We start from the raw sequence: 23426 nt of genomic DNA on the forward strand, positions 1-23426 counted from the left end.
CAACCAGCGTTCTATTTTGCACGGGCGCCTGCCTTTGCGGCTGTCACGGCGGGAAGCACTTGCGTCACGTGGACGTTTTGCCCGTTGTGGATGGCGTCGGGTGGCGAATCGATCACCGCATCCCCCGTGTTCAACGCGCCCGTCACGCGCACCACATTGCCATCGTCGCGGATGATCTTGACCAGGCGCACCGTGACTTTGCCGTCGGCGCCGACCACCGCAATGCTTGGCCCGTCGTTGCCATAGAGGATCGCGGTGCCGGGCAGCGTCATCGTGCCGACACTGCCGGCCGCGTGGAAATGGACCTGGGTAAAGGCACCCGGTTTGAGCTGGCGATCGGTGTTGTCCGATTGCAGTTCGACCAGCACCGAGCCCGATTGCACATCGACCGCGCCAGCCGTGCGGACGAGCGTCGCGCTGAACGTGCGGCCAGGGTATTCGGGCAAGTCAAGACTGGCGACGATGCCGGGGTGGAGCATGGCCGAATAGGTCTGCGGCACATGCACATAGATGCGCATGCGATGCACATCGGCAACCGTGAACAGGGGCTGCGCGTTGAGATTGCCGGTGACCACCAGCGCGCCGATCTGCGCCGCACGTGCGGTAACCACGCCGTCGAATGGCGCCAGCACGCGTTCAAAGCCCTGCATCGCGCGCAATCGTTTGACATTGGCCAGCGCCGCATTGGCGACCGCCGTCTTGGCAGCCAGATCGCCCTGCTTTTCGTCGGTTTCCTGCTTTGACACAGCGTCCTGGGTCAGCAACTGGGTCCAGCGGGTGGCCGTGGTCGCCGCCAGGCTGCGGTTGGCCAGCGCGGTCTGATAATCGGCCTCGGCCTGCGCCAGTGCCTGATCGACTTCGGGCGCGTCGAGCACGGCCAGCGGCTGGCCGGTGTGGACATGATCGCCGATGTCGGCCAGCCACGACCGCACATAGCCATTGGTGCGCGCGTTGATCGCCGCGCTGTTCCACGCCTGGACCTGGCCGGGCAGCACCAGATCGTCGGTCGGTGCGGCGGGGGCGGGATGGACCACCGCAACATCGCTGACCGCGGCGGCATGCGCGGTGACCGTTTCGGTGCCGACCGAATGGCTGCGCCAGGCGATCCCGGCGCCGGCTATGATCACCGCACCCACCGCGATCACCACGCCCAGCCGTTTCAGGCGGGCGGCATCGGGCAGGTCCTGGTGCAGATCGACCAGCGTCGAATCGCGGGGTTCGTGCAAATGTGAATCAGGCATGGGTCAATACCGGTTCGAAAGAGGGTTCGACCGCTGTGCGGCGGCGATGGACGATGCTGAACACGACCGGCACGAAAATCAGCGTGGCGGTCGTCGCAAACAACAGGCCGCCGATCACCGCGCGGCCCAGCGGGGCATTTTGTTCGCCGCCTTCGCCAAGCCCCAGTGCCATCGGCACCATACCGATGATCATGGCGAGCGCGGTCATCAACACCGGGCGGAACCGCACCATGCCCGCCTCGATCGCGGCCAGCGTGGCATCGCCGGTCAGATCGAGCCGTTCGCGGGCAAAGCTGATCACCAGGATCGAGTTGGCGGTGGCGATGCCCATGCACATGATCGCGCCGGTCAGCGCGGGCACCGACAGCGTGGTGCCCGATACGAACAACATCCACACAATGCCCGCCAAGGCGGCAGGCAGCGCCGAAATGATCACCAGCGGATCGAGCCAGCTCTGGAAATTGACCACGATCAGCAGATAGATCAGCACGATTGCGGCCAGAATGCCCAGGCCCAGGCCCATGAAGGCAATGTTCATGGTGGCGACCTGGCCACGGATGGTGACGGTCACGCCCTTTGGCTGTTCCTTGGCAAGACCGGCCAGCACGCGGTTGATATCGCTGGCCACCCCGCCCAGATCGCGGCCCTGGGTGGTGGCATAGATGTCGAACACCGGCTGGATGTTGTAGTGCGACACCACCGCCGGAATGTCCGACCGGTCGAGCCGGGCAACCCCGCCCAGCAATTGCCCGGCGCTGCCCACACTGCCCGAAACCGGCATGTTTTCCAAGGTGTTGATCGATGACACCAAGTATTCGGGGGCTTGTGCAACAACCGCATATTGCACGCCGTTGTCGGGGTTGACGAAGAACACCGGCGCCACCTGGCTGGTCCCGGCCAGCGCATTGGCCAGGCTGTTGGTGACATCGCGTTCGGTCAGACCATATTGTCCGATCAGCGACCGGTTGACCTCGACATTCAGATTGGGCGACGCCGCCGGCTGTTGAATGCGCGTATCGGCAATCCCCGGAATGGGCGCCAGCGCCGCGCGCAGCCGATCGGCAAAGGCACGTGCCGCCTTGGGATCGCGGGCGGTTACCTGCACGTCGATCGGGGCCGGGCTGCCGAAATTGAGGATCTGGCTGGTGATATCGGCCGGCAGGAACGCGAACGTGGCGCCGGGGAAACGTTGCGGCAATTCGCGGCGCAGCGTGGTGATCGCCTGTTCGGTCGGCGCGTGGCCTTCCTTCAGGGTGATCATGATGTCGCCATCCTGGGGCCCGATCGTGCCACTGTTGGAATACGTGGTGTTGATCGCACTTACCGGCAGGCCGATGTTGTCGGTGATCGTGGCAATCTCGCCAGCGGGCAGAACCTGGCGGATCGATTGCGCGATGCGGTCGAACCGTGCGGCGGTGTCTTCGATGCGCGACCCCATCGGCACGCGCACGTGCATCAGGATCTGGCCGGAATCGACCGCCGGGAAGAAATTGCTGCCCAGAAACGGCACGAGCACGAACGAGGCGAGCACCGCGACCATAAAGCCGATCACAAACCGCCGCCGCGCCAGCAGCGCCAGCCGAAGCAATCCGATATAGCCGTTGCGGAAGCGTTCGAAATTTACCTCGAATCCGCGTTGAAAGCGCACGAACAGCCCGCCGATGCCGCGTGGCGGCGCATCGTGCGCGCCATGTGGCTGGTGCGGTTTCAGCAGATACATCGCCATCGTCGGCACCAGTGTGCGCGACAGGATAAAGCTGAACACCATCGAAAAGATCACCGACAGCGCCATCGGCACGAACAGGTATCCGGCAACGCCCGGCAGAAAGAACATCGGCACGAACACGATGCAGATGCACAGCATGGATACGAAGGCAGGCACGATGATCTGCGCCGCGCCGTCGGTGATCGCCGGGATCACCCCCTTGCCCTGTTCCAGGTGCCAGTTGATGTTTTCGATCGTCACCGTGCCTTCATCGACCAGCAGGCCGACCGCCAGCGCCAGTCCGCCCAGCGTCATCACGTTGAGCGTCTGGCCAAAGGCATAGAGCGTGGCGATCGCCGCCAGCACCGCCAGCGGGATCGAGGTGACGATGATCAGCGTCGACCGTACCGAGCCCAGGAACAGCAGGATCATCAGGCTGGTCAGTCCGGCCGCAATCAGCCCTTCGCGGATCACCCCGGTGACGGCCGCGCGCACAAAGATCGACTGGTCACCGACAAGCTGCACTTTCAGCGCATCAGGCAGGCCGACCATGATCTGCGGCAGCTTGGCCTTGACCCCGGCGATGATCGACAGGGTAGAGGTGGCGCCGTTCTTGAGCACCGTCAGCAGCACCGAACGGCGCCCGTTGACGTGCACCACGTTGGTCTGCGGCGGGAAACCGTCGCGCACGTGCGCCACATCGCGCATATAGATGGTCGCACCGTTCACCACCTTGACCGGCAGATCATTGAGCGCGGCGACCGAGGCGGGGGCGTTGTTGAGCGATACGCTGTACTGCGTCGGCCCGATCTTGACCGATCCGGCCGGGTTGATCTGGCTCTGCGCGGCGATCGCGTCGGTCACGTCCTGGGCCGACAGGCCCTTGGACTGCATCGCTGCCGGATCGATATCGACCTGAATCTGGCGCTGCTTGCCGCCCGATGGCCAGGGCATGGCCAGCCCCGGAATGGTGACAAGCTGCGGCCGCATCTGGCTGGTGCCGATATCGAACAGTTGCTGTTCGGTCAGGCCCGATCCGCTCAGCGCCATTTGCACGATCGGCACGGTCGACGCGCTGTAGTTGAGGATCAGCGGCGGGGTGGTTCCCGGCGGAAACTGTTTGAGCGCCGATTGCGAAATCGCGGTTACCTGGGCGTTGGCCACCGCAATGTTGGTGCCCGGCTGGAAATAGATCTTGACGATCCCGACCCCGACCATCGACTGGCTTTCGATGTGTTCGATGTCGTTGACCGTGGTGGTCAGCGTCCGTTCGTAGGGTGTGATCAGCCGATCCGACATGTCCTTGGGATTGAGCCCCGCATATTGCCAGGCCACCGCGATCACCGGGATGCGGATGTCGGGAAAGATGTCGACCGGCGCGCGCACCGCCGCCAGCACACCGAAAATCGCGATCAGGATCGCCATGACGATGAACGTCAGTGGACGGTGCAGCGCGATTTTGACGATATCCAACATGCGTCGTGCTCCACGCCCTGGCAAAGGGCGGTTATCGGGTATCGCCCCTATCAACGCACTTTGCCGTCGGCAAAGCGCTTTTAAGGGCGAAACAGCGTGAGACCAATTGCCGGTTGAGCCAGTGCCCCTGAGTGTCGCAGCCTGATCCGGTTAAGCCGTCATATCGGTGGCGGCCCAGGCACGTCACCGATCTTCACGGCCCCTAGCACGCACAGATCGCTTCGGAAAAGGTCTGCAAAGGTAACAAATTGTTACAACGGAAGGCAATTTTTATAATGCCTGGTGTCGCACAGGGTGCTGGACCGGGCCTGGACTGGTTCATGGGGGCAATGGGCCGGTTGGCCGGGGGGATCGTTTCCGGCGCGCAGTAGACCGCGTGAAGTTTGCTGGAAAGCGGGTGATCCGGATGCTAAATTTGCGCTGGACGGAAAGATGGAGGCTGTCCTGGACTCGATTGGCGATATCGAGCTGTTTCTGGCGATTGCCGAAGCGGGCGGGATATCTGCCGCGGCGCGGGCGCTGGGTTCCTCGCCGCCCGCGGTCAGTCGCAGGCTGGCGGCGCTCGAGGCGCGGCTGGGGGTGCGGCTGGCCGAACGCAGCGCGCGGCGGTTTCGCCTGACCGACGAAGGCGCGCTCTATGTCGATCGCTGTCGTGCCATCCTGGGCAATGTGCGCGATGCCGAATCCGAGGTTTCGGCACGCGGCGCTTCGGCGCGAGGCCTGTTGCGGGTGGGGGCGCCGATGGAACTCGGCCGTCGCCGTATCGCACCGCTGCTGGCCGAATTTGCGCAGTGCCATCCGGGGCTGGAAACGCATCTGGTGCTGTCGGACGCGGGGTTGGAGCTGGGTCAGGACGGGCTCGACGTGGCGCTGCGGGTGCATCGACCCGAAGATCCGGCGGCGATCGCACGCAAGATCGCCTCCACCCGACGGCTGGTCTGCGCCAGCCCCGACTATCTGGCGCGGCGTGGCACCCCGGCGACCCCGGCCGATCTGGCGCACCACGATTGCCTGCGGCTGGCGCGACGCCATCGCCTGCACGATCACTGGCGGTTTCGCGGCGAAGAGGGCCAGATCACCGTGAAAGTGGGCGGACAACTGGCCAGCGGCAGCGGCGATGTCCTGCATGGCTGGGCACTGGCGGGGCGCGGGCTGTCGCTTGAGGCGCTGTGGGATGTCGAGGACGATCTGCAATCGGGCCGCCTGGTTGAATGCCTGCAGGATTACTGGTGCGACAGCATCGATTTGTTCGCGGTGTTCCTGCCGGGCCAACCGATCCCGCCGCGTATCCGCCTGTTTGTCGATTTCATGGCAGCGGCGCGGTTGCGCTGAATGCTACAACAACGGCCCGGCGAGGCGCAGCAGGTTTTCAAGAAAGCGCTGACTGGCCGGGCGCGCGGCCCAGACTTGCGGCACAAGCGCGGTGCTGCGCGCGGCATAGCCGTCGATCAACGCGCCCAGATCCGCGTTGATCTGCGGTTCATAGAGGATCAGGCTGAGTTCGAGGTTCAGGTAGAAGCTGCGCATGTCCATGTTGACCGTGCCGAACAGCGCCACGCCATCGTCGATCAGCACCGCCTTGGCATGGAGCAGCCCGCCGCCAAAGCGCAGGATGGCAACGCCCGCGGTCAGCAGGTCTTCATAGGCGGCCTGGCTGGCAAACTGCCCCAGCCGGGTGTCGATCCGCGCGGGCACGATGATTTCGACCGTAACCCCGCGCTTGGCCGCCGATGTCAGCGCCAGCAGCACGGCCTGATCGGGGATGAAATAGGGGGTGACGATGCGCACCCGCCGCCGCGCGTTGAAAATGGCCGCAACGATGAATTCGTAGATCGTCGAATTGGGCATTTCGGGCCCCGAGGGCAGCACTTGCATCAGCGCGTGCGTGCTGGGCAGGGGCGCCTGTCGCGGGTCAATCCGCAGGGCGACCCGATCCAGTTGCGCACCGGGTTCTTCCAGCAGAAAGTCGGCGTTGACCACCGCGGCCAGCGCATCGACGGTCTGGCCCTCGATCCGCATCATCAGATCGATCCATTCGCCGACATGGCTGTCGGGTTTGAACAGGCGCGGATCGATCAGGTTGAAACTGCCGGTATAGGCGACCGTGCGGTCGCAGATCAGCAGCTTGCGATGGTTGCGCAGATCCGACCGTTTTGACAGCGACTTGATCAGTCCCACCGGCAGCGACCGGATCAGCCGCACGCCGCCGGTGCGCAGGCGTTCGGGCCAGTCGGAGCGGAACAGCGCCTTGCTGCCGAAATCGTCGGCCAGAATGCGACAATCAACCCCGCGCGCCGCCGCGCGCAGCACCGCCTGCAACACCTCGGCCACGCGCCCGGCGGGATCGATGATATAGAATTCCAGGCAGCAATCGCATTGCGCGCGATCGATGTCGCGGCACATGCTGTCGATGATCGTACCCGCGTCTGACAAGATGGTATAGCTGTTGCGCGCCAGCACGGGAAACCCGCTGTCGCGCATGATCGATCCGGCCAATGCGTCAAAGGGGCCGGGAATTCCGGCAAGATCGGCGCCGTCTTCGCGTGTCAGCGCATAGGCTTCCTGATAGAAATGGCGGATGCGCTGGCCCAGTTTCAGCCGACGCTGGCCCAATGTGGGATCGCCGAACATGATATAGAGCACGGGCCCGGCAAACGGCATCGCGATCAGCAGGACGATCCAGGCCAGCGCGGTGTTGACCTGTAGCCTGCGATAGAGAATGCGCAGCGACAGCCCCGTCGCCAGCGCGATATGCAGGATGAACGGGGCGGATATCGGTGTGTTCAAGGCGTTTCCCCGGCACCATCGTGAAAGACCCAACCGTGACTGAGCCCGCGCGCACGACATTGCTGACATGGAACATCCAGGCGGGCATCGGCACCGCGCGCTTTCGCGACTATTTGTTGCAGGCGCATCGCCAGGTGATCCACACGCGCTCCAAGACCACGACCTTGCGCCGCATCGCCAGCGCAATCGCCCCATATGAGGTGGTCTGTCTACAGGAAATCGATCTGGGCGGGCGCCGCGCAGGTTTTCGCAACCAGGCCCAGGCGATCGCCACGGGATCGGGGCATGCCCATCTGATCACGCAGGAAAATCGCACGGTGCCGGGGGTGTCGCGCCACGGCAATGCGATTTTCAGCCATTGGCCGCTGCGGCTGGTCGCCGACATCAAATTGCCCGGCCGGATCGCGGGGCGCGGCTGCCTGATCGTCGATGTCGATGGGCCAAGGCCCTTGCGCGTGGCCTGCCTGCACCTCAGCCTGGGCGAACCGTCGCAACTGGTGCAACTGGCCGCGATTGCCGAAGTCCTGCGCGAGGCCCCGGCGTGGGCGGCGATGGGCGATTTCAACAGCGGCGCCGCCAGCGCGCCGATCCGCGCGTTTTGCGCAGCCGCAGGCGGCCTGCCGGTCCCATCGGCGCCCGCCACTTATCCGGCGTGGCGCCCGCGCCGCGATTTCGACCACATCATCAGCAACGCCCCCCTGTCGGCCTATCGCGCCGAGTCCTTGCGCCTGTCGGATCACTTGCCGGTTTCGGCGCTGCTTTAGGGTGTGTGGGTATTTCGCCCAGGGCGGGCTGCGAACGGCCGCTTTTTGCGCTTCCGGTGCTCACGTACTGAAGTACGCTGCGCGCCGGTTCTCAAAATCAGCCATTCTCGCTCCACCCTGAGCCAAATCCCCACACACCCTAGAAGATCGTGCGAAAACAAAGACTCCTAGGCGGCGTGGACAAATTCCGCAGCGCCACGGCTGGAGGCCAAAGCCGCCAGTGCGAGGAGGCGAGGTGAAGGAATATCGGCTATATTGCGAACCGAGCCGACGCTGCAATGGCGGCTTTGGGCCCAGCCCCTTCGGGGTTGCCCTGTAAAAGGCCCCGGCGGCGTCGCTCAGCCTTGATGGAGGCCCGCTCCACCTGCGGCTTCGCTCCCCCTTGTCGCACTTGGGCCGGGGCCTTTTACAGGGCAACCGTGGCGTTGCGGAATTTGTCCACGCCGCCTAGGGCGGGGGACCGCCCAACCAAAATCCTCCGCAAAGCGGGGAGGACCGATTCGGCGACGAATGCCCAGGGTCGCGTCCAGGCGTCCGTCAGCGCAGTTTGGCAATGCCAAGGCCATCGGCTTTGGCGCGGTCCTTTACCGATTCCTCGCTGCGGGTCAGCGCCTTGGCGATGGCTTTCAGCGCCATGCCTTTCTTGGCCAGTTGGTGCAGTTTCTGGATCTCGTCGGCGGTCCACGCCTGCCGATGGCGTTCAAACGGTTTGGTCATCACATATGCCTGATTGTGTTTGCCGCAATTTCGGGAGCCGGCCGGTGCCGTCTCCCGAAACGAATGCTTCGGCAAACCCACTGACGCCGGGCGGGGCCCGGCGCAAGCTCAATCGGCCGTTCTGTGCCGGTCGATCATCACGGTGCCGGTGGCGGCGTAATAGACTGCTTCGGCAATGTTGGTGGCATTGTCACCGATGCGTTCGAGATTGCGTGCGATCAGCAGCAATTCGGTGGCGGTGATCACGTTGGCGGTTTTTTCCGACAGATGCTCGATCAGATGGCGGATCAGGTCGCGATAGAGCGCATCGACCAGTTCGTCGCGCGCCACCACTTCTTCGGCCAGGGGGGCATTCTGCGCGGCATAGGCATCGAGCGCCGAATGGATCATCCCTTCGGCGATTTCGGCAATGGCGGGCACTTCGGCCAGCGCGGCAAAGCGGAAATCCTCGATCTTGAGCGTGCTGCGCGCGACATTCTTGGCATGGTCGCCAACCCGTTCGAGCATGCCCGAAATCTTGAACGCGGCCACCACCTGGCGCAAGTCGCCCGCCACCGGCGCGCGCAACGCGATCAACTGGATCGCCAGCCGTTCGACTTCGGCTTCGAGCGCGTCGAGCAGCCTGTCGCGCAGGATCACCTGTTTGGCCAGGTCGTGATCGCCGCGCCGCAGTGCATCGACCGCGTCGCGGATCAGGCTTTCGGCCTGGCCGCCCATTTGCGCGATCAGCGCGTTGAGCTGGCCCATGTCATCGTCAAAGGCGCGGATGGTGTGGTCTTGTGCCATAATCTCTGTCGATCCCCGATTAACCGAAACGGCCGGTGATATAGTCCTGCATCTGCTTGGTTTCCGGCGAGACGAAAGCATCGGACGAGGGGCGGAATTCGATCATTTTGCCCAGTAGCATGAACCCGGTGTAATCCGAGATACGCGCCGCCTGTTGCAGGTTGTGTGTGACGATGACGATGGTGATGGAGCTTTTCAGTTCCATCAGCGTGCTTTCCAGCTTGGCCGTCGACAGCGGATCGAGCGCCGAGGCCGGTTCGTCGAGCAGCAGCACATCGGGGTTGATGGCGATCCCGCGCGCCACGCACAGCCGCTGTTGCTGCCCGCCCGACAGGCCCAGGCCCGACGTCGTCAGCTTGTCCTTCACTTCGTCCCACAGTGCGGCGCGCACCAGCGAGCGTTCGACGATCTCGTCCATTTCGGCCCGGCCGACGCTGCGATGCAGGCGCACGCCAAACGCGATGTTGTCATAGATCGACATCGGAAACGGTGTCGGGCGCTGAAACACCATGCCGATGCGCGCGCGCAACTGTTCCGAATTCTTGGCCTGATCGAGGATGTTCTCGCCGTCGAACTGGATCGTGCCGCTTGCGCTTTGCCCCGGGTAGAGGTCATAGATGCGGTTCATCGTGCGCAGCAGGGTCGATTTGCCGCATCCCGATGGTCCGATCAGCGCGGTTACCTTGTTGCGCGCGACGGGCAGTTGCACGCCGAACAGCGCCTGCGTCTTGCCATAGAAGAAATCGAGGCCGTGCACATCGATCACCCGGTCGCCCTCGGGCGGCGGAATCATCACGGTCTGCTGGTCCTGGTGGGGTGTTTCAAACGTCACTTCTGCGTGCTCCCGCGTGTCAGGACGCGTCCGAGGATGTTGGTGGTAAGGACCGCCACGGCGATCAGCAGCGCACCGGCCCAGGCCAGGCGTTGCCAGTCGTCATAGGCGCTCATCGCGAATTGAAAGATCGTCGTCGGCAGTGCGGCCATCGGCTGGGTCAGCTTGAAGCTGAGGAACGGATTGCCCAGCGAGGTGAACAACAGCGGCGCGGTTTCGCCGCTGATGCGTGCAAAGCTGAGCAATGCACCGGTCATCAGCCCCGATTTGCTGGCGCGCCAGATGATCGCACGGATCACCAGGCCACGATTGGCGCCCAGCGCCATGCCCGCCTCGCGCAGGGCATAAGGCTGCAACCGCATGATGTCCTCGGTCGCGCGGGTGGCCACCGGCATCGCCAGCAGCGCCAGCGCGACACCGCCGGCCACCGCCGAAAAGCCATGGAACGGCCGCACCAGCAACTGATAGACGAACAGCCCGATCAGGATCGATGGCGCCGAAATCAGGATGTCGTTGAGGAACCGCACCACGGCGGCCAGTTTGGTGCCGTCGCCATATTCGGCCAGCCAGGTCCCGGCCAGAATGCCGACCACCAGCGCGATCACCATGCCCAGCCCGCACATCACCAGCGAGCCGACAATGGCGTTGAGCAGGCCGCCCTGTTCATCGGGGGCGGGCTGGCTCATCGTGAAGACATGCGCGTCGAGCCCGGCAACGCCTTTGACCACCAGCGTTTCGAGGATCAGGAACAGTGCGGCGAGCGCGATGGCGGTGGCGATCCCGGTCAGCACCAGGAACACGCCGTTGTAGATCTTTCTGCGGGTGTGCAGAAACGTGTCGTGCGGTTTGCTCATTTCGGGCCTCCGCGTCCCAGCAGCAGTCGGGCGATCGCGATCGTGACGAACGTGATCATGAACAGCACCATGCCCAGCGCGATCAGCGCAGAGATGTGCATGTCGCCGGTCGCTTCGGTGAATTCATTGGCGATCGTCGAGGAAATGGTCGATCCCGAATCGAACAGGCTGCCCGGGAAATTGTGCGAATTGCCGATGATGAAGGTCACCGCCATGGTTTCGCCCAGCGCGCGCCCTAGCCCGAGCATGACCGCGCCGATCGCGCTGCGCCGGACATAGGGCAGCATGATGCGCATCACCACTTCGCGCGGGGTGCAGCCCAGGCCATAGGCCGCCTCGCGCATGTGCGAGGGCACGCTCATCAGCAGTTCGCGCAGGATCGCGGCGATATAGGGCAGGATCATCACCGCCAGGATCAGCGATGCGGTAAAGATGTTGGCGCCGTTGGGCACGCCGCTGACCACTTTTTCCAGCCACGAACCCGGCGTGACCCAGGTCATCAGCGGGATCTGCACGTTCTGCGCAAACCATGGCGCCAGCACGAACAGGCCCCACATGCCATAGACGATCGAGGGAATGCCGGCGAGCAGTTCGACCGCGATGGCCAGCGACCTGGCGATCCGTTGCGGGCAGATTTCAACCAGGAACACCGCCACGCCTACCGCCACCGGCAAGGCGAAGACCAGCGCGAGGAACGCGGTGATCAACGTGCCGACGATCGGTGCCGCGGCGCCATACTGGTCGGCCACCGGGTCCCAGGTGCTGGTGGTGAAAAAGCTGAAACCGAAATGGCTCAGTGCCAGCCAACCGCCCGACAGCAGCGACCCGACCAGCCCGATCAGGGTGGCCATCATCGCCAGGACGGCCGTCAGGCACAGCGTACGGAACAGCCAGTCGTTGCGGGGGGCACGCGGATGGCCCTGCGCGTCACTGACGCGCAGGGCTTCGTTGGCCACAGTCGGGGAACTGGACATCAGTGACCGTTATAGACCGGACGACCGCCAGCCTTCACTTCGTTCGCCCACTGGCGACGGATCAGATCCTTCACCGGGCCGGGCAGCGGCACATAGTCGAGGCTGCTCGCGGTGCGGTCGCCGGTTTTGTAGGCCCAGTCGAAGAACCGCAGCACGGCGGCGGTGCGCGCCGGATTTTCCGGGTTGCGCGGCACCAGGATGAACGTCGCGCCGCTGATCGGCCAGGCGTTGCGCGCGGGCTGATCGATCAACATGACATAGTTGCCGGGCACTTTGCCCCAGGGCGCGCTGGCCGCTGCTGCGGCAAAGGCGCCACCGTTGGGCTGCGGAAACTGGCCGGCCGCGTTCTGCACCAGCGTGTAGGTCACCTTGTCCTTGCGCGAATAGATGTATTCGACATAGCCGATCGCGCCGGGGGTCTGCTTGACGAAGGCGGCGACGCCATCGTTGCCCTTGCCGCCCAGGCCGGTCTTCCAGTTGACCGAATCGTTGGCGCCGACTGTGTTGGCCCAGGCCTGGCTCTTGTGCGACAGGAAGCTGGTGAAGATGAACGTTGTGCCCGAACCGTCGGAGCGGTGCACGACGGTGACCGGCAGGCCGGGCAGGCGCAGGCCGGGGTTGATCCGGGTGATCTGGCCATCGTTCCAGCGGGTGATGCGGCCAAGGTACATGTTGGCGATGATATCACCGGTCAGGTGCAACTGGCCGGGCGCGATGCCGGGCAGGTTGACGATCGGCACGATGCCGCCGACCACGGTGGGGAACTGGCTCAACCCGTTGCGGTTGAGTTCTTCCAGTTTCAGCGGCTTGTCGGTGGCGCCGAAATCGACCGTCTTGGCTTCGATCTGGCGAATCCCGCCGCCCGAACCGATCGCCTGATAGTTCAGTTCGTTACCCGTTGCGCCGTGATAAGCCTGGGCCCAGGCGGTGTAGACCGGGGCGGGAAAGGTTGCGCCAGCGCCAGTAAAATTATCCGCATGGGCAACGCCTGTCAGCGCTGCGGCAAAGCCTGCGCCGACAATGAATTTCTTGAGCATGATATGCTTCCCTTCAGCTCGTCAGGACGTGATCGGGGGCCGGGGGCCGGCGCCGCTCAGGGGGCGGTAGGCGTCGCATGTGACGGGATTGTGACAGCAATCGTCGCATTTGCCCCGCAGTTTCTGGCCTGCCGTGGCGGTCCGGGCCGCCATATGAAAAAACTATGGTCGTTGTACCGGCCTTGGTCAACACGGCGGCGACAAGGGGGCTGGTTGTGCGTTCCAGCCCCTGTTCGGCAAGCCATCCGCATTGGCACCAAGCGGCAGGGCAAACGATTCCGTTAGCGCGCGATTAGGGATAACCACCTCTTAACCACACGTAGTTATACCGATGCTCGCAATGAGGGGCATTCACCACATATGCATCGCGGGAGCGATGGCCACTGGACTGGCACTGGGGCATCCGGCGTGGGCAACCGGCACGCTGGCGGGGACGCTTATCCAGAATTCCGCTATCGTGACCTTCAACATCGGCGCAGGTACGATCACGCAGCGATCGAACACCAATGTGGTGAAGGTCGATCAGGTGATCGGTGTGGCGGTGACGCCGCTGGTCACGGCGTCGGTGCCGGTCGGGGCATCCCCGGCAACGTTAACATATCAGGTTACCAACACCGGCAATGGCGCCGACAGCTTCGACCTGACCGGCGCGCCGGCAGTAACCGGCAACGCGTTCACCACCACGCTGCAAACCGTGGCGATCGATAGCAATGGCAACGGCATCTATGACGCCGGTGTCGACACGGTCATCACCAACGGAGCCGCCAGCCAGGTGATCGCGCCCGATGCGACGATCAAGGTGTTTCTGATCGTGGCGGCACCGGCATCGGCCACCGACGGACAAACCTCGCAGGTGCGGCTGACCGCGACATCGGCGACAGGATCTGGAACGCCGGGCACGCTGTTTGCAGGCAAAGGCGTGGGCGGCGTCGATGCCCTGGTCGGTCTGTCGGGCGGTACCGGGAACGCGCTGGAAACGGTCCAGGCCAGCGTGGCGCAAGTCGCGCTGACCAAATCGGCGACGATCGTCGATCCTTATGGCGGGGGCACCGCCGTGTCGGGATCGGTGGTCACGTACAGTATCGTTGCCCACACCTCCGGGTCGGGCACGGCCGCCGGACTGACCGTGACCGACGCCTTTCCCACGGGCACGACTTATCAGCCGGGCACCATGACGCTGAACGGCACGGGCCTGACCGATGCCGCCGACGCGGATGCAGGCACGGCATCCGCCACCGGAATTACCGTGCTGCTCGGCAATGTCGCCGGCGGCAGCGCCGACAAGACCGTCACGTTTCAAGTCAAGATCAATTGAGGGGTTTCGCCATGACTATGATCAATTTCAAGGGTATGCTCAAGATTGGAGTGGTTTCGCTGGCCGCTCTGTGCGTGTCCGCACCGGCCCTGGCCGCCAATGATCCGTTGACCCTGGTCAGCAAGCAGTTGCTCGACAAAGTCACCACCGTCGACGGCAAAGTCACGCACCAGATTGTCGATCCGTCGGTCACCCATGACAAAGTGGTGCCCGGAAGCCACATCGTGGTGGTGCTGGAATACCACAACAATCTGGCCCAGCCGATCAGCAATTTCGAATACAAGGATCCGCTGCCCGCACCGTTGATGCTGTCCGACGACAGCGCCGGTGAATTCGACGTTTCGGTCGATGGCGGCAAGACCTTTGGCAAATTGTCCAACCTGGTCGTCACCGATGCCAAGGGCGCCACGCGCGCGGCCGAGGCGGGTGATGTGACCACGGTGAAACTGGTCATCCCGCAGATCGCGCCGGGCGCATCGGGGAAAATCGAATTTCACGCCACTGTGCGTTGAAATGCCTGAATAATAACAAAAAAATCTTGGTGTAGCAGGAGTTTGAAGCAACCCGAGGCTCGCGGGGCGGGGAGACGGGCCTGATTTTGCGGACCTGAATACTTTCACACACGAATTTCACATTGGGGAAATACCATGAAACACGTCAGCAAGTTGCTGGGCGCGGCGGGTACGGCTGCGCTCTTGAGTCTGGTTGCCAATCCGGCCTATGCGGCCGGTACGGCGGCGGGCACCACCATCACCAACACGGCCACCGTCAATTTCCAGGTGAGCGGTGTTACGCAGACCGCGGCGAGCGCGGCCAACGCGATCATCGTCGATGCCAAGATCGTGCTGACCGCGACCGAAACCGGCGCGACCACCACGGTTGCGCCGGGTCAGACCGGTGCAGTCACCACCTTTCAGGTGACCAACTCGTCGAACGAGGTCATCGACATCGGTCTGGCCGCGGCGGCCCAGGCAACCGGCGCCACCACCGCGCACAGCGGCACCGACAGCGTGACTGCGACCACGTTCACCTATTGGGTCAACACCAATGGCAGTGCAACGTGCAGCTACAGCGCGGCGAATGCGACCCAGGTCACCTGGCTCGACGAAGTGCCGGTCGGCACCACCGAATGCCTTTATGTCCAGGCCAACATCCCTTCGACGGCCAGCAACGCGCAAGTCGCGGGTATCAATCTGACCGCAACGGCGGAACAGGGCGGCACCTCCGGTTCGCAAGGCAGCGTGCTGACGCAATCGGGTTCGGGCGTGGCATGGACGCCGGGCACGATGCAGACGGTGTTTGCCGATGCGGCGGGCAACGGCGGCGACGCCAATTATGACGGCAAATTCACCGCGCTGGCCGATTACACGGTGTCCGCGCCGGTGCTGTCGGTCAACAAGAACAGCCTGGTCGTGTCTGACCCGATCGAAGGCAGCAGCAACCCCAAGGCGATTCCCGGCGCAACGCTGCAATATTGCATCGTGGTTGCCAATGCATCGTCGGCGGGCACTTCGGCCACCAACATCAGCATCAGCGACATTCTGCCGACCACGGTTACCTACAAGGCCAGCTCTGTCGTGCTGAACGCGGTGGTGTCGGGTTCGGGCAATGCGGCAACCTGCGGTTCGGGTACGGCAGGTAACGATACGGTCAACTATTCGTCCTCGACCGGAACCGTGACCGGTACGCTGGCAACCCTGGCCCCCGGCGCGTCCGAAGGACTGTCGTTCCAGGCGACGATCAACTGAGGCGGATGGCGCGGCGATGGCCTCCAACAGGGCCCCGCCGCGCCTTCGCAGGTGTGCAATGACGCGACACCCCACCTTTTTGCGGGCGGTGGTGACCGGTCTGTTGTGTCTGCTGGCGCTGTTCACGGCGCCAGCCGTCACCGCGCAGACGATCACCAACATTGCCACGGCGAACTGGCAACAGGCGGGCCAGGTCGTGACGGCACAGTCGAACGCGGTCTCGTTCACGCGGACCGCAGCGACCGCGTCGATCACGACTTATGCGGTCGGTACCGGTACGTCGACAACGCTGAGTTTCGTCCCCTCGCAATGCGGTGGGGCGCCGATTGCCGTGTCCGGCAATCCTGCCTCGGCCAGCCAGATCGCCTCGGTGGCGCAGACCACCACGGTGCAGATCGGCAGCGTGTTCTATTTTGAAGTCTACGCGCCGCAGGGCAATACCAATCCCAATGTCGTCGAATCGATCCAGGTCATGCTGTCGACCAATGGCGGCGACAAGGAAACGCTGACCGTTTTCGAAACGGGACCCAACACCGGCATCTTCATCGGTGCCATTCCCACTGCCGCAGTGCCGCCGCAGCCCGTCCAGGGCGATTGCAAGCTGAGCGTCGCGGCGGGGAACACCATTTCCATCGCGGCAATGCTGTCGGGATCGGCCACGCCGATCGCCATTGCCGAACTTTCGGTTGCCAACGATCCCTTCGGCTTTGTGTTCGACAGCGAAAGCGGCGCGTCGATCGATGGCGCGACCGTCACGCTGGTCAATGCCACCACCGGTGTTGCGGCCAGCGTGCTGGCGCCCGACGGCGTGACCAGTTGGCCTGCCACGGTGGTCACCGGCCAGGCCGTGACCGACGGTGCAGGCGTGTCGTTCCAGCTTGCGCCGGGTGAATACCTGTTTCCGCTGGTGCCACCGGGGCAATATCGGCTGAAAATCACGCCGCCTGCGCCTTATACCGCGCCTTCTGCGGTATCGGCGCAGAATCTGGCGGGCATCCTGCGCCCCGATGGGACGCCGGTGCAGATCAGCGCGGGGTCCTATGGCGCCATCTTCACGGTCAGCGGCACTGTGCCATTGCGCGTCGACGTGCCGGTGGACAAGCCGGGAACAGCCGCCACAATAACCAAATCGGCTAGTAGAGCGACCGCCCAAGAGGGTGATGTGGTGTTTTACACGCTGACTGTTGGCAATCCCGAGGCCAATATCAAGCGCGCCGTGACGGTGGTCGACAAACCCGCCAAACAATTGCGCATCCGGCCGCAATCGGTGCGTATCGATGGCGCATCGCAGCCTTCCGAAGTGCAGTTTGCCCCGGATGGACGGGTCATGACGGTCAATCTGGGGGCAATGGCCGCCGGGGCTACGCATGTCATCACGTATGCCGCGACAGTCAACGAAAATGCCACGCCGGGGCAGGCGCCCAACACCGCAACGGTTACAGATTCGCTTGGGCTGACATCCTCTACCCATGCCGTGGTACAGATTGTCGCCGACATGCTGACCGATCGCATGACGCTGATCGGGCGGGTCACCGATGGCGGCTGTTCGTCGACCGGGCTGCGCATGGGCCTTGCCGGTGTGCGCGTGATGCTCGAAGATGGCAGCTATGCGGTGACCGACAAGGACGGGCGGTATCACTTCGATGGCCTGGTGCCGGGCGATCACGTCGCGCAAGTGGCACCCACGACGCTGCCCGAGGGCGGCGCCTTTGTCGATTGCGCCCGTTCCACGCGCACCGCGGGCAGCGCCATTTCGCGGTTTGTGTCGGGCCAGGGCGGCATGCTGACGGTGGCCGATTTCTATGCCACGGTGCCGCAGGGCGCGGCCAAGGCAGCGAGGCTGGCCGCAACCGGGGGCAAGTCCGCCGAGCCCAAAATCAGCGACAAGACCGCCTCTGGCGCGGATGTCGACTGGCTGGCGATGGGGGACGGGCCCACCCAGTTCCTGTTCCCGGCGGTCGATCACAATCCGCGCTCGCCCTCGGTGCGCGTGGTGATCCGTCACCGTTACGGGCAAAAGGTCGAATTGTCGGCCAATGGCCAGCCGGTTGCCAAAGTGGCGTTCGACAGCACCAGGATCACCGCCGATCACACCTACGCGGTGTCGATTTGGAGCGGCATTCCGCTGGAGGGCAATGCCACGCATCTGGTTGCGGTGGTGCGCAATGCCGACCGTTCGGTGGCCGCCACGTTGACCCGCGATGTCTATTTCACCAATGTCGCCGCGCAAGTGCGGCTGGTGCCCGAACAGACGCACCTGGTTGCCGATGCCAGCACCCGGCCGATCCTGGCGCTGCGCATTCTCGACAGCAACGGTCGCCCGGTGCATCGCGGCATGGCGGGCGATATCGGGATTTCCGCGCCGTATGAAAGCGCCGAAGTGATCAATGCCCTGCAGCAACGTTCGCTGTCGGGGCAGGGCCGGGCCACGCCGCACTGGACCGTCGAAGGCGACGACGGCATGGCCTATGTCGAGCTGGCGCCGACCATGGTCAGCGGCGCGGTCCATTTCGATTTCACCTTTGATGACGGCGGGCCCAAGCGGCACCAGACCATCGACACCTGGGTCGTGCCGGGCAATCTGCCGTGGACGCTGGTGGGCCTGGCCGAAGGCGCGCTGGGCGCGCAGACCATCGCCGACCGGATGGAACGGGCGAGCACGTTCGAAAGCGATCTGGGCACGCATGCGCGCACCGCGTTCTATGCCAAGGGGCGCGTGCTGGGCAAATATCTGCTGACACTGGCCTATGACAGCGCCAAGCAGTCCGCCGACCAGACCCTGACCGGGGCGATCAACCCCAACAGCTATTACACCGTGTTTGCCGACGGATCGAACCGCCGGTTCGACGCCGCCAGCCGGTCAAAGCTCTATGTGCGGATCGAGGCCAAGGGCTTTTCGGCCATGTTCGGCGATTTCCAGACCGGGCTGTCGCAAACCAATCTGGCACGGTATCAACGCACGCTGACCGGCGTGGCGGCCGAGGCCAGCATTGGTAATCTGCATCTCAAGGGCTTTGGCGCGAAAACCGCCACCACCCATCGCCATCTGGAAATCCAGGGCGCCGGGGTGACCGGGCCCTACAGCCTGGGCACCGTGGCAATGGTGGCCGACAGCGAAACGATCACCATCCAGGTGCGCGACCGGTTCCAGTCGGATGTCGTGGTGTCGACCACCACGCTGACCCGCTTTGTCGATTATTCCATCGACGTGCTGTCGGGGACGGTCACGTTCAAACAGCCGGTGCTCAGCCATGATTCGAACATGGACCCCGAATTCGTCATCATTGATTTCGATGTTGATCCGGCCCTGGGCGCGCAGGCCAATGCGCTGGTCGGCGGGGGCCGGATCGAATGGGCCACGAACGGCGGCCATGTAAAGATCGGCATGACCGGGGTCAGTGATGTCGGCACCAACCAGACCGATCCGACCGCACGGACCAATCTGGGCGCGCTCGATGCCAAAGTCGATCTCGACGCCGCAACCACCTTGCGCGGCGAATTGGGGGCCAGCCGTGCCCTTGGCGTGACGTCCGACGCCTGGCAGGTAGAGGCCGAACATCACGGCAAGGCTTACGACATGCTGGCCTATGTCCGTTCGACCGACGCGGCCTATGGCCTGGGCAATGTCGGCAATGCCGAACTCGGCTGGCGCAAATATGGCCTCGATGCCAAGCTGCACATCACCAGGCAGTTTTCTTTTGTGACCAGCGCGTGGCTCGAAAACAGCCTGACCGACACGTCGAGCCGCAAGGCGCTGCAAGTGAAGGCGCAGTACAAGCTGGGCAAGACCGATTTCCACGTGGGGATCAACGCGATCGAGGACGATCTGGCGGGTGTGCAGACTACCACGACCACCACCACGACAACCGCGACAGGCACCTCCAGCACCAGTTCGACCACCAGCACCGGCGCGACCAGTGGCACATCGACCGTGGTCGAGGCAGGGGTCAGCCGCAAGTTCCTGAACGACAAGCTGCAGATCGATGCCACCGTCAGCCACGCCATCGGTGCGGCGGGATCGATCGACATGCCCGCCAACGACAGCCTGACCGCGCGCTATACGATCAACCCGAAGGTCAAGCTGGTGGCGAGCTATGACGTGGCCAATGGCCAGTCGCTCGATACCCACACCGCGCGGGTGGGGTTCGAGCTGCAACCGTGGAAAGGCGCCAAGCTGAGCGGCGGCGTGGGCGATCAGGATGTGGTCGAATATGGCGAGCGCAGCTTTGCCGCGTTCGGGCTGACGCAGTCGGTGGGGCTGGCAAAGCATCTGACGATGGATGCCTCGGTCGATGCCAACAAAGTGCTGTCGGGGTTCAACGCGGCACAGATCCTCAATGTTGCGCAGCCGGTGGTCAATGGCGGGCAATTGAACGGCAGCGGCACGCTGACCGAGAATTTTACCGCACTGAGCCTGGGGCTGGGCTGGAAACAGAGCCTGTGGTCGGCCACGCTGCGCGGCGAATTCCGCAATGGCGAATTCGCCGACCGGCGCGGGCTGACCGCCGGGCTGATCCGCCAGTTGGGCGATGGCGAAGTGCTGGGCACCGGACTGACGGTGACCGATTCGAGCGGCACCGATGGCAGTCGTTCGGCGGTGTTCGACACCTCGATCGCCTATGCCCGGCGGCCCGCGAGCGCCAGCTATGCCTTGCTGACCAAGCTGGAATATCGTGCCGACACGCTGGTGGCGGCGACATCGACCACCACCACGGTGACCACGGGCGCCAACACCACTACGCTGGCCGCCAGTTCGATCACCGGGGCGGCCGGCACGGCGGGCGATACCGCGCTGACCAGCGGCAACCAGCGCGCGCGGCGCTTTATCGCCAGCGTTTCGGGCGACTGGAGCCCGCGCGGCGAAAACGACGATGAAGAACTGACCCAGCGCAGCGAATTGAGCGTGTTCGTGGCGATGCGCTACAATTTCGATGCCTATGACGGGTACAACCTGTCGGGCACAACGCTGCTGGCTGGCGCCGATGCGCGCGTGGGGATCGGGGCCAAAGTTGAAGTGGGGGTCAGCGGCACAGTGCGTTTGGCGCCGTCGGATGGCACCACCAGTTTTGCCTTCGGGCCCAGCGTGGGGATTGTTCCGGCCAAGAATGTGCTGGTCAACCTGGGCTACAACGTGTCGGGTTTCCGCGACCCCGACTTTGCCGCCAGCCGCAACACGTCGCGCGGGGTCTATGTCGTGCTGCGCATGAAGCTCGACACCTCGACGTTCGCGTTCCTCGGCCTCGATGGCCGCGCGCGCTAGTCCCCAAAATCCTCCCCGTGCAGGGGAGGATCGAAAGCGGTCGGGGGTTTCGGCAACCGACGGTCCCTAATTGATCTGCGCCTGATAGGTGATCTGGAACGAAGGCGGGGTGCCGGTCGATCCGGCGAACGTGCCGCGCGGGTTCAGGCAGATATAGCGCACCGCCGCATCATAGGCCGCCACCGGCTTGTAGGTGCAGCCTGCAAACGTGGTGGGCGCGGTGGTGGCATTCGAATAGGCGATGTTGGTCGATGTGTTGAAGGTCAACGCGCTGGTCGGCGATCCCTGTACGAACGCCGGGTTGGAACTGGTGCCCACGCTGATCTGGCTCGGCAGCGTGTCGACAATGAATACAGAATTGGCGGTGACTGCGTCCGGGCCGGTGTTGGCGACGGTCAGCGTGTACTGGATGATCGCGCCGGGGATCGATTTGGGATTGGTGGTGCCGTTGATCGGATCGGACAGCACGGCGGCCGACTTGACGATGGTCAGCGCGGCGTTGGCGGCGACCTTGGTGTTGGTGATCGTGCACGTCAGCACATCGCCCAGTGCCGGGGTGACACTGCCGCCTGGCGTGGTCGGCAGCTTGGTGGTCGATGCGCTGTAGCCGTTGGTGCAAGCCAGCGCCGAGGTATATTGGTCGGTCTGGGTTGTGCCAGCCGGCGTTTCCGACAGTGTGTAGGCGGTGCCTGCGGTGACTTTCTGCAACGCGGTTGCTGCGGCCCCCAGCGTTGTGCCGGTGCCGGTGGTGGTGGTACTGGCGACCGTCGTGCTGCCCTGCGCAATGGTCATGGTGAATTCGTCGGTGCTGAATTGCCGCCCCCCGGTGCCCAGCGCCTTTTGCAGCAGGATATGGGGAAAGGGCGTTTCGGTATAGGTGCACAGCAGCGCGTCGCCATAGGCCAGGCTGCCCAAGGCATAGCTGGCAGTGATCTTCGCGCTGGGCAATGTGGTGGTGGAACCGGTGTTGCTGTTGGTGCAGGTCAGGCTGCCCTGGTAATCGGCCAGCGTGCCGGTGCTGCCCGATGCCATGGTTTCGACCAGAGTCATCGGCACCGACGCGGCGGCGGCCACCCCGGCGGTGGTGAACGGTCCCAGCCCGGTGCCGCTCGACGTGCCCGATGCCAGCACCGCCGCGTTGGATGTCGCCTCGATCGCATACGTGAACTGGTCGGCGGTGTTGACGCGCGCATCGGTAATCTGGGTGGTCAGGCGCACCGAGGCGAAGCGCACCGCCAGCATGAACCCTTCCAGCCCGCCCGATACCAGCGTGGTGGTAACCTGGGTCGGCTTGGCCGATCCGATGATATAGGCGCCGACATTGTCGGTCGAGGTGCCGGTTTCGGTAACCGTGGTGGTGCCGGTGCCGCTGATCGTGGGATATTCGGTGCCGCTGATCGCACCGGCCTGGTCGAGCGTCGTCCATGCGCTGCCGTTGGTAACAAAGGTCAGGGTTTCGCCGGTGTTGGTGGATTCGCCATCGGCCAGCGCCATCATGTAATTGGTCACCCCGCTGGCCCCGGCGGGCGGGGTCAGCGTGATCGATGAAATTGTCACTGTGGTGGTGCCGGCGGCGGTGGCATAGAGCACGGGTTCGCCGGCAATGCCCATCATGGCGGTGTTGCCGATCGCCGCGCCGTTCCACGAAGGGCTGGTAACCGGGGTCAACGCGGTGCCGCTGGTTTTCAGATTGAACGCCAGCACCGTGCCGTCCTGCAAGGTCAGGCTGAAATTCTGCCCGCCCGGCGATGTTGCAGTCGTGTTGTTGTACGATGTAAAATCAACCCAGCAATAGGTCTGCCAGTCGCTGGGCCCGGTGGTGCCTTGCGACGTTGCACTATAGCAATTGGATGCCATTGCACCCGTGGTCGACAAAGCCCACGCCATTACGATGAGCGCGATCCGGCAAACGATGACCGTTGTTGTTCTG

At 64.0% G+C, this 23426-nt stretch carries 16 protein-coding genes; 6 read left to right on the plus strand and 10 right to left on the minus strand.

Annotated elements, in window-relative coordinates; all coding sequences use genetic code 11:
• Positions 1–11: 11 nt before the first annotated feature.
• Positions 12–1241, minus strand: coding sequence for an efflux RND transporter periplasmic adaptor subunit (locus AQZ49_RS17400; RefSeq protein WP_067618618.1), 1230 nt, complete (start codon positions 1239–1241; stop codon positions 12–14).
• Positions 1234–4422: an efflux RND transporter permease subunit gene (locus tag AQZ49_RS17405; RefSeq protein WP_067618622.1), complete on the minus strand. Its 3189-nt coding sequence runs from the start codon at positions 4420–4422 to the stop codon at positions 1234–1236. The genes AQZ49_RS17400 and AQZ49_RS17405 overlap by 8 nt, the downstream gene beginning before the upstream one ends.
• A gap of 432 nt (positions 4423–4854) precedes the next feature.
• Here AQZ49_RS17405 and AQZ49_RS17410 point away from each other — a divergent pair, with 432 nt between their 5' ends.
• Entirely contained in the window at positions 4855–5754 is a 900-nt protein-coding gene (locus tag AQZ49_RS17410; RefSeq protein WP_197411106.1) for a LysR family transcriptional regulator, read from the plus strand.
• A gap of 3 nt (positions 5755–5757) precedes the next feature.
• On the opposite strand, the gene cls is transcribed toward AQZ49_RS17410, so the two are convergent.
• Positions 5758–7209, minus strand: coding sequence for a cardiolipin synthase (gene cls, locus AQZ49_RS17415; RefSeq protein ID WP_067618625.1), 1452 nt, complete (start codon positions 7207–7209; stop codon positions 5758–5760).
• A 35-nt stretch (positions 7210–7244) separates the two neighbouring features.
• On the opposite strand from cls, the gene AQZ49_RS17420 reads away from it, so the two are divergent.
• Positions 7245–7973 (plus strand): endonuclease/exonuclease/phosphatase family protein, encoded by a 729-nt coding sequence (locus AQZ49_RS17420; RefSeq protein ID WP_231739288.1) that lies wholly within the window; start codon positions 7245–7247, stop codon positions 7971–7973.
• Between the two features lie 537 nt (positions 7974–8510).
• On the opposite strand, the gene AQZ49_RS17425 is transcribed toward AQZ49_RS17420, so the two are convergent.
• The 6 genes from AQZ49_RS17425 to pstS form a co-directional block, all read right to left on the minus strand.
• A complete protein-coding gene (locus AQZ49_RS17425) occupies positions 8511–8690 on the minus strand; it encodes a hypothetical protein (RefSeq protein WP_067618628.1) in 180 nt (59 codons plus the stop codon).
• Between the two features lie 108 nt (positions 8691–8798).
• A complete protein-coding gene (gene phoU, locus AQZ49_RS17430) occupies positions 8799–9476 on the minus strand; it encodes a phosphate signaling complex protein PhoU (RefSeq protein WP_067618631.1) in 678 nt (225 codons plus the stop codon).
• A gap of 19 nt (positions 9477–9495) precedes the next feature.
• Positions 9496–10269, minus strand: coding sequence for a phosphate ABC transporter ATP-binding protein PstB (pstB, locus tag AQZ49_RS17435; RefSeq protein WP_067618793.1), 774 nt, complete (start codon positions 10267–10269; stop codon positions 9496–9498).
• Positions 10270–10304: 35 nt separating this feature from the next.
• Positions 10305–11162, minus strand: a complete 858-nt coding sequence (gene pstA, locus AQZ49_RS17440) for a phosphate ABC transporter permease PstA (RefSeq protein WP_067618634.1) — start codon at positions 11160–11162, stop codon at positions 10305–10307.
• On the minus strand, positions 11159–12136 hold the full coding sequence (pstC, locus tag AQZ49_RS17445; protein ID WP_082701867.1) for a phosphate ABC transporter permease subunit PstC: 978 nt from the start codon (positions 12134–12136) through the stop codon (positions 11159–11161). Before pstC ends, pstA begins: the two co-directional genes overlap by 4 nt.
• Positions 12136–13173, minus strand: coding sequence for a phosphate ABC transporter substrate-binding protein PstS (gene pstS / locus AQZ49_RS17450; RefSeq protein ID WP_067618637.1), 1038 nt, complete (start codon positions 13171–13173; stop codon positions 12136–12138). The genes pstC and pstS overlap by 1 nt, the downstream gene beginning before the upstream one ends.
• 376 nt (positions 13174–13549) lie before the next feature.
• Here pstS and AQZ49_RS17455 point away from each other — a divergent pair, with 376 nt between their 5' ends.
• From AQZ49_RS17455 to AQZ49_RS17470, 4 genes are all read left to right on the plus strand, one after another.
• Positions 13550–14488 (plus strand): hypothetical protein, encoded by a 939-nt coding sequence (locus tag AQZ49_RS17455; RefSeq protein WP_231739289.1) that lies wholly within the window; start codon positions 13550–13552, stop codon positions 14486–14488.
• Positions 14489–14499: 11 nt separating this feature from the next.
• Positions 14500–15000, plus strand: coding sequence for a hypothetical protein (locus AQZ49_RS17460; protein ID WP_156428371.1), 501 nt, complete (start codon positions 14500–14502; stop codon positions 14998–15000).
• A gap of 135 nt (positions 15001–15135) precedes the next feature.
• Positions 15136–16236: a hypothetical protein gene (locus AQZ49_RS17465; protein WP_067618647.1), complete on the plus strand. Its 1101-nt coding sequence runs from the start codon at positions 15136–15138 to the stop codon at positions 16234–16236.
• Positions 16237–16294: 58 nt separating this feature from the next.
• On the plus strand, positions 16295–21496 hold the full coding sequence (locus AQZ49_RS17470) for an isopeptide-forming domain-containing fimbrial protein (RefSeq protein ID WP_082701869.1): 5202 nt from the start codon (positions 16295–16297) through the stop codon (positions 21494–21496).
• Between the two features lie 66 nt (positions 21497–21562).
• Here AQZ49_RS17470 and AQZ49_RS17475 read toward each other — a convergent pair whose 3' ends face one another.
• Positions 21563–23353: a CshA/CshB family fibrillar adhesin-related protein gene (locus tag AQZ49_RS17475; RefSeq protein WP_231739290.1), complete on the minus strand. Its 1791-nt coding sequence runs from the start codon at positions 23351–23353 to the stop codon at positions 21563–21565.
• Positions 23354–23426: the final 73 nt, after the last annotated feature.

The sequence above is a fragment of the Novosphingobium sp. FSW06-99 genome (genome assembly GCF_001519065.1).
Lineage (GTDB): Bacteria > Pseudomonadota > Alphaproteobacteria > Sphingomonadales > Sphingomonadaceae > Novosphingobium.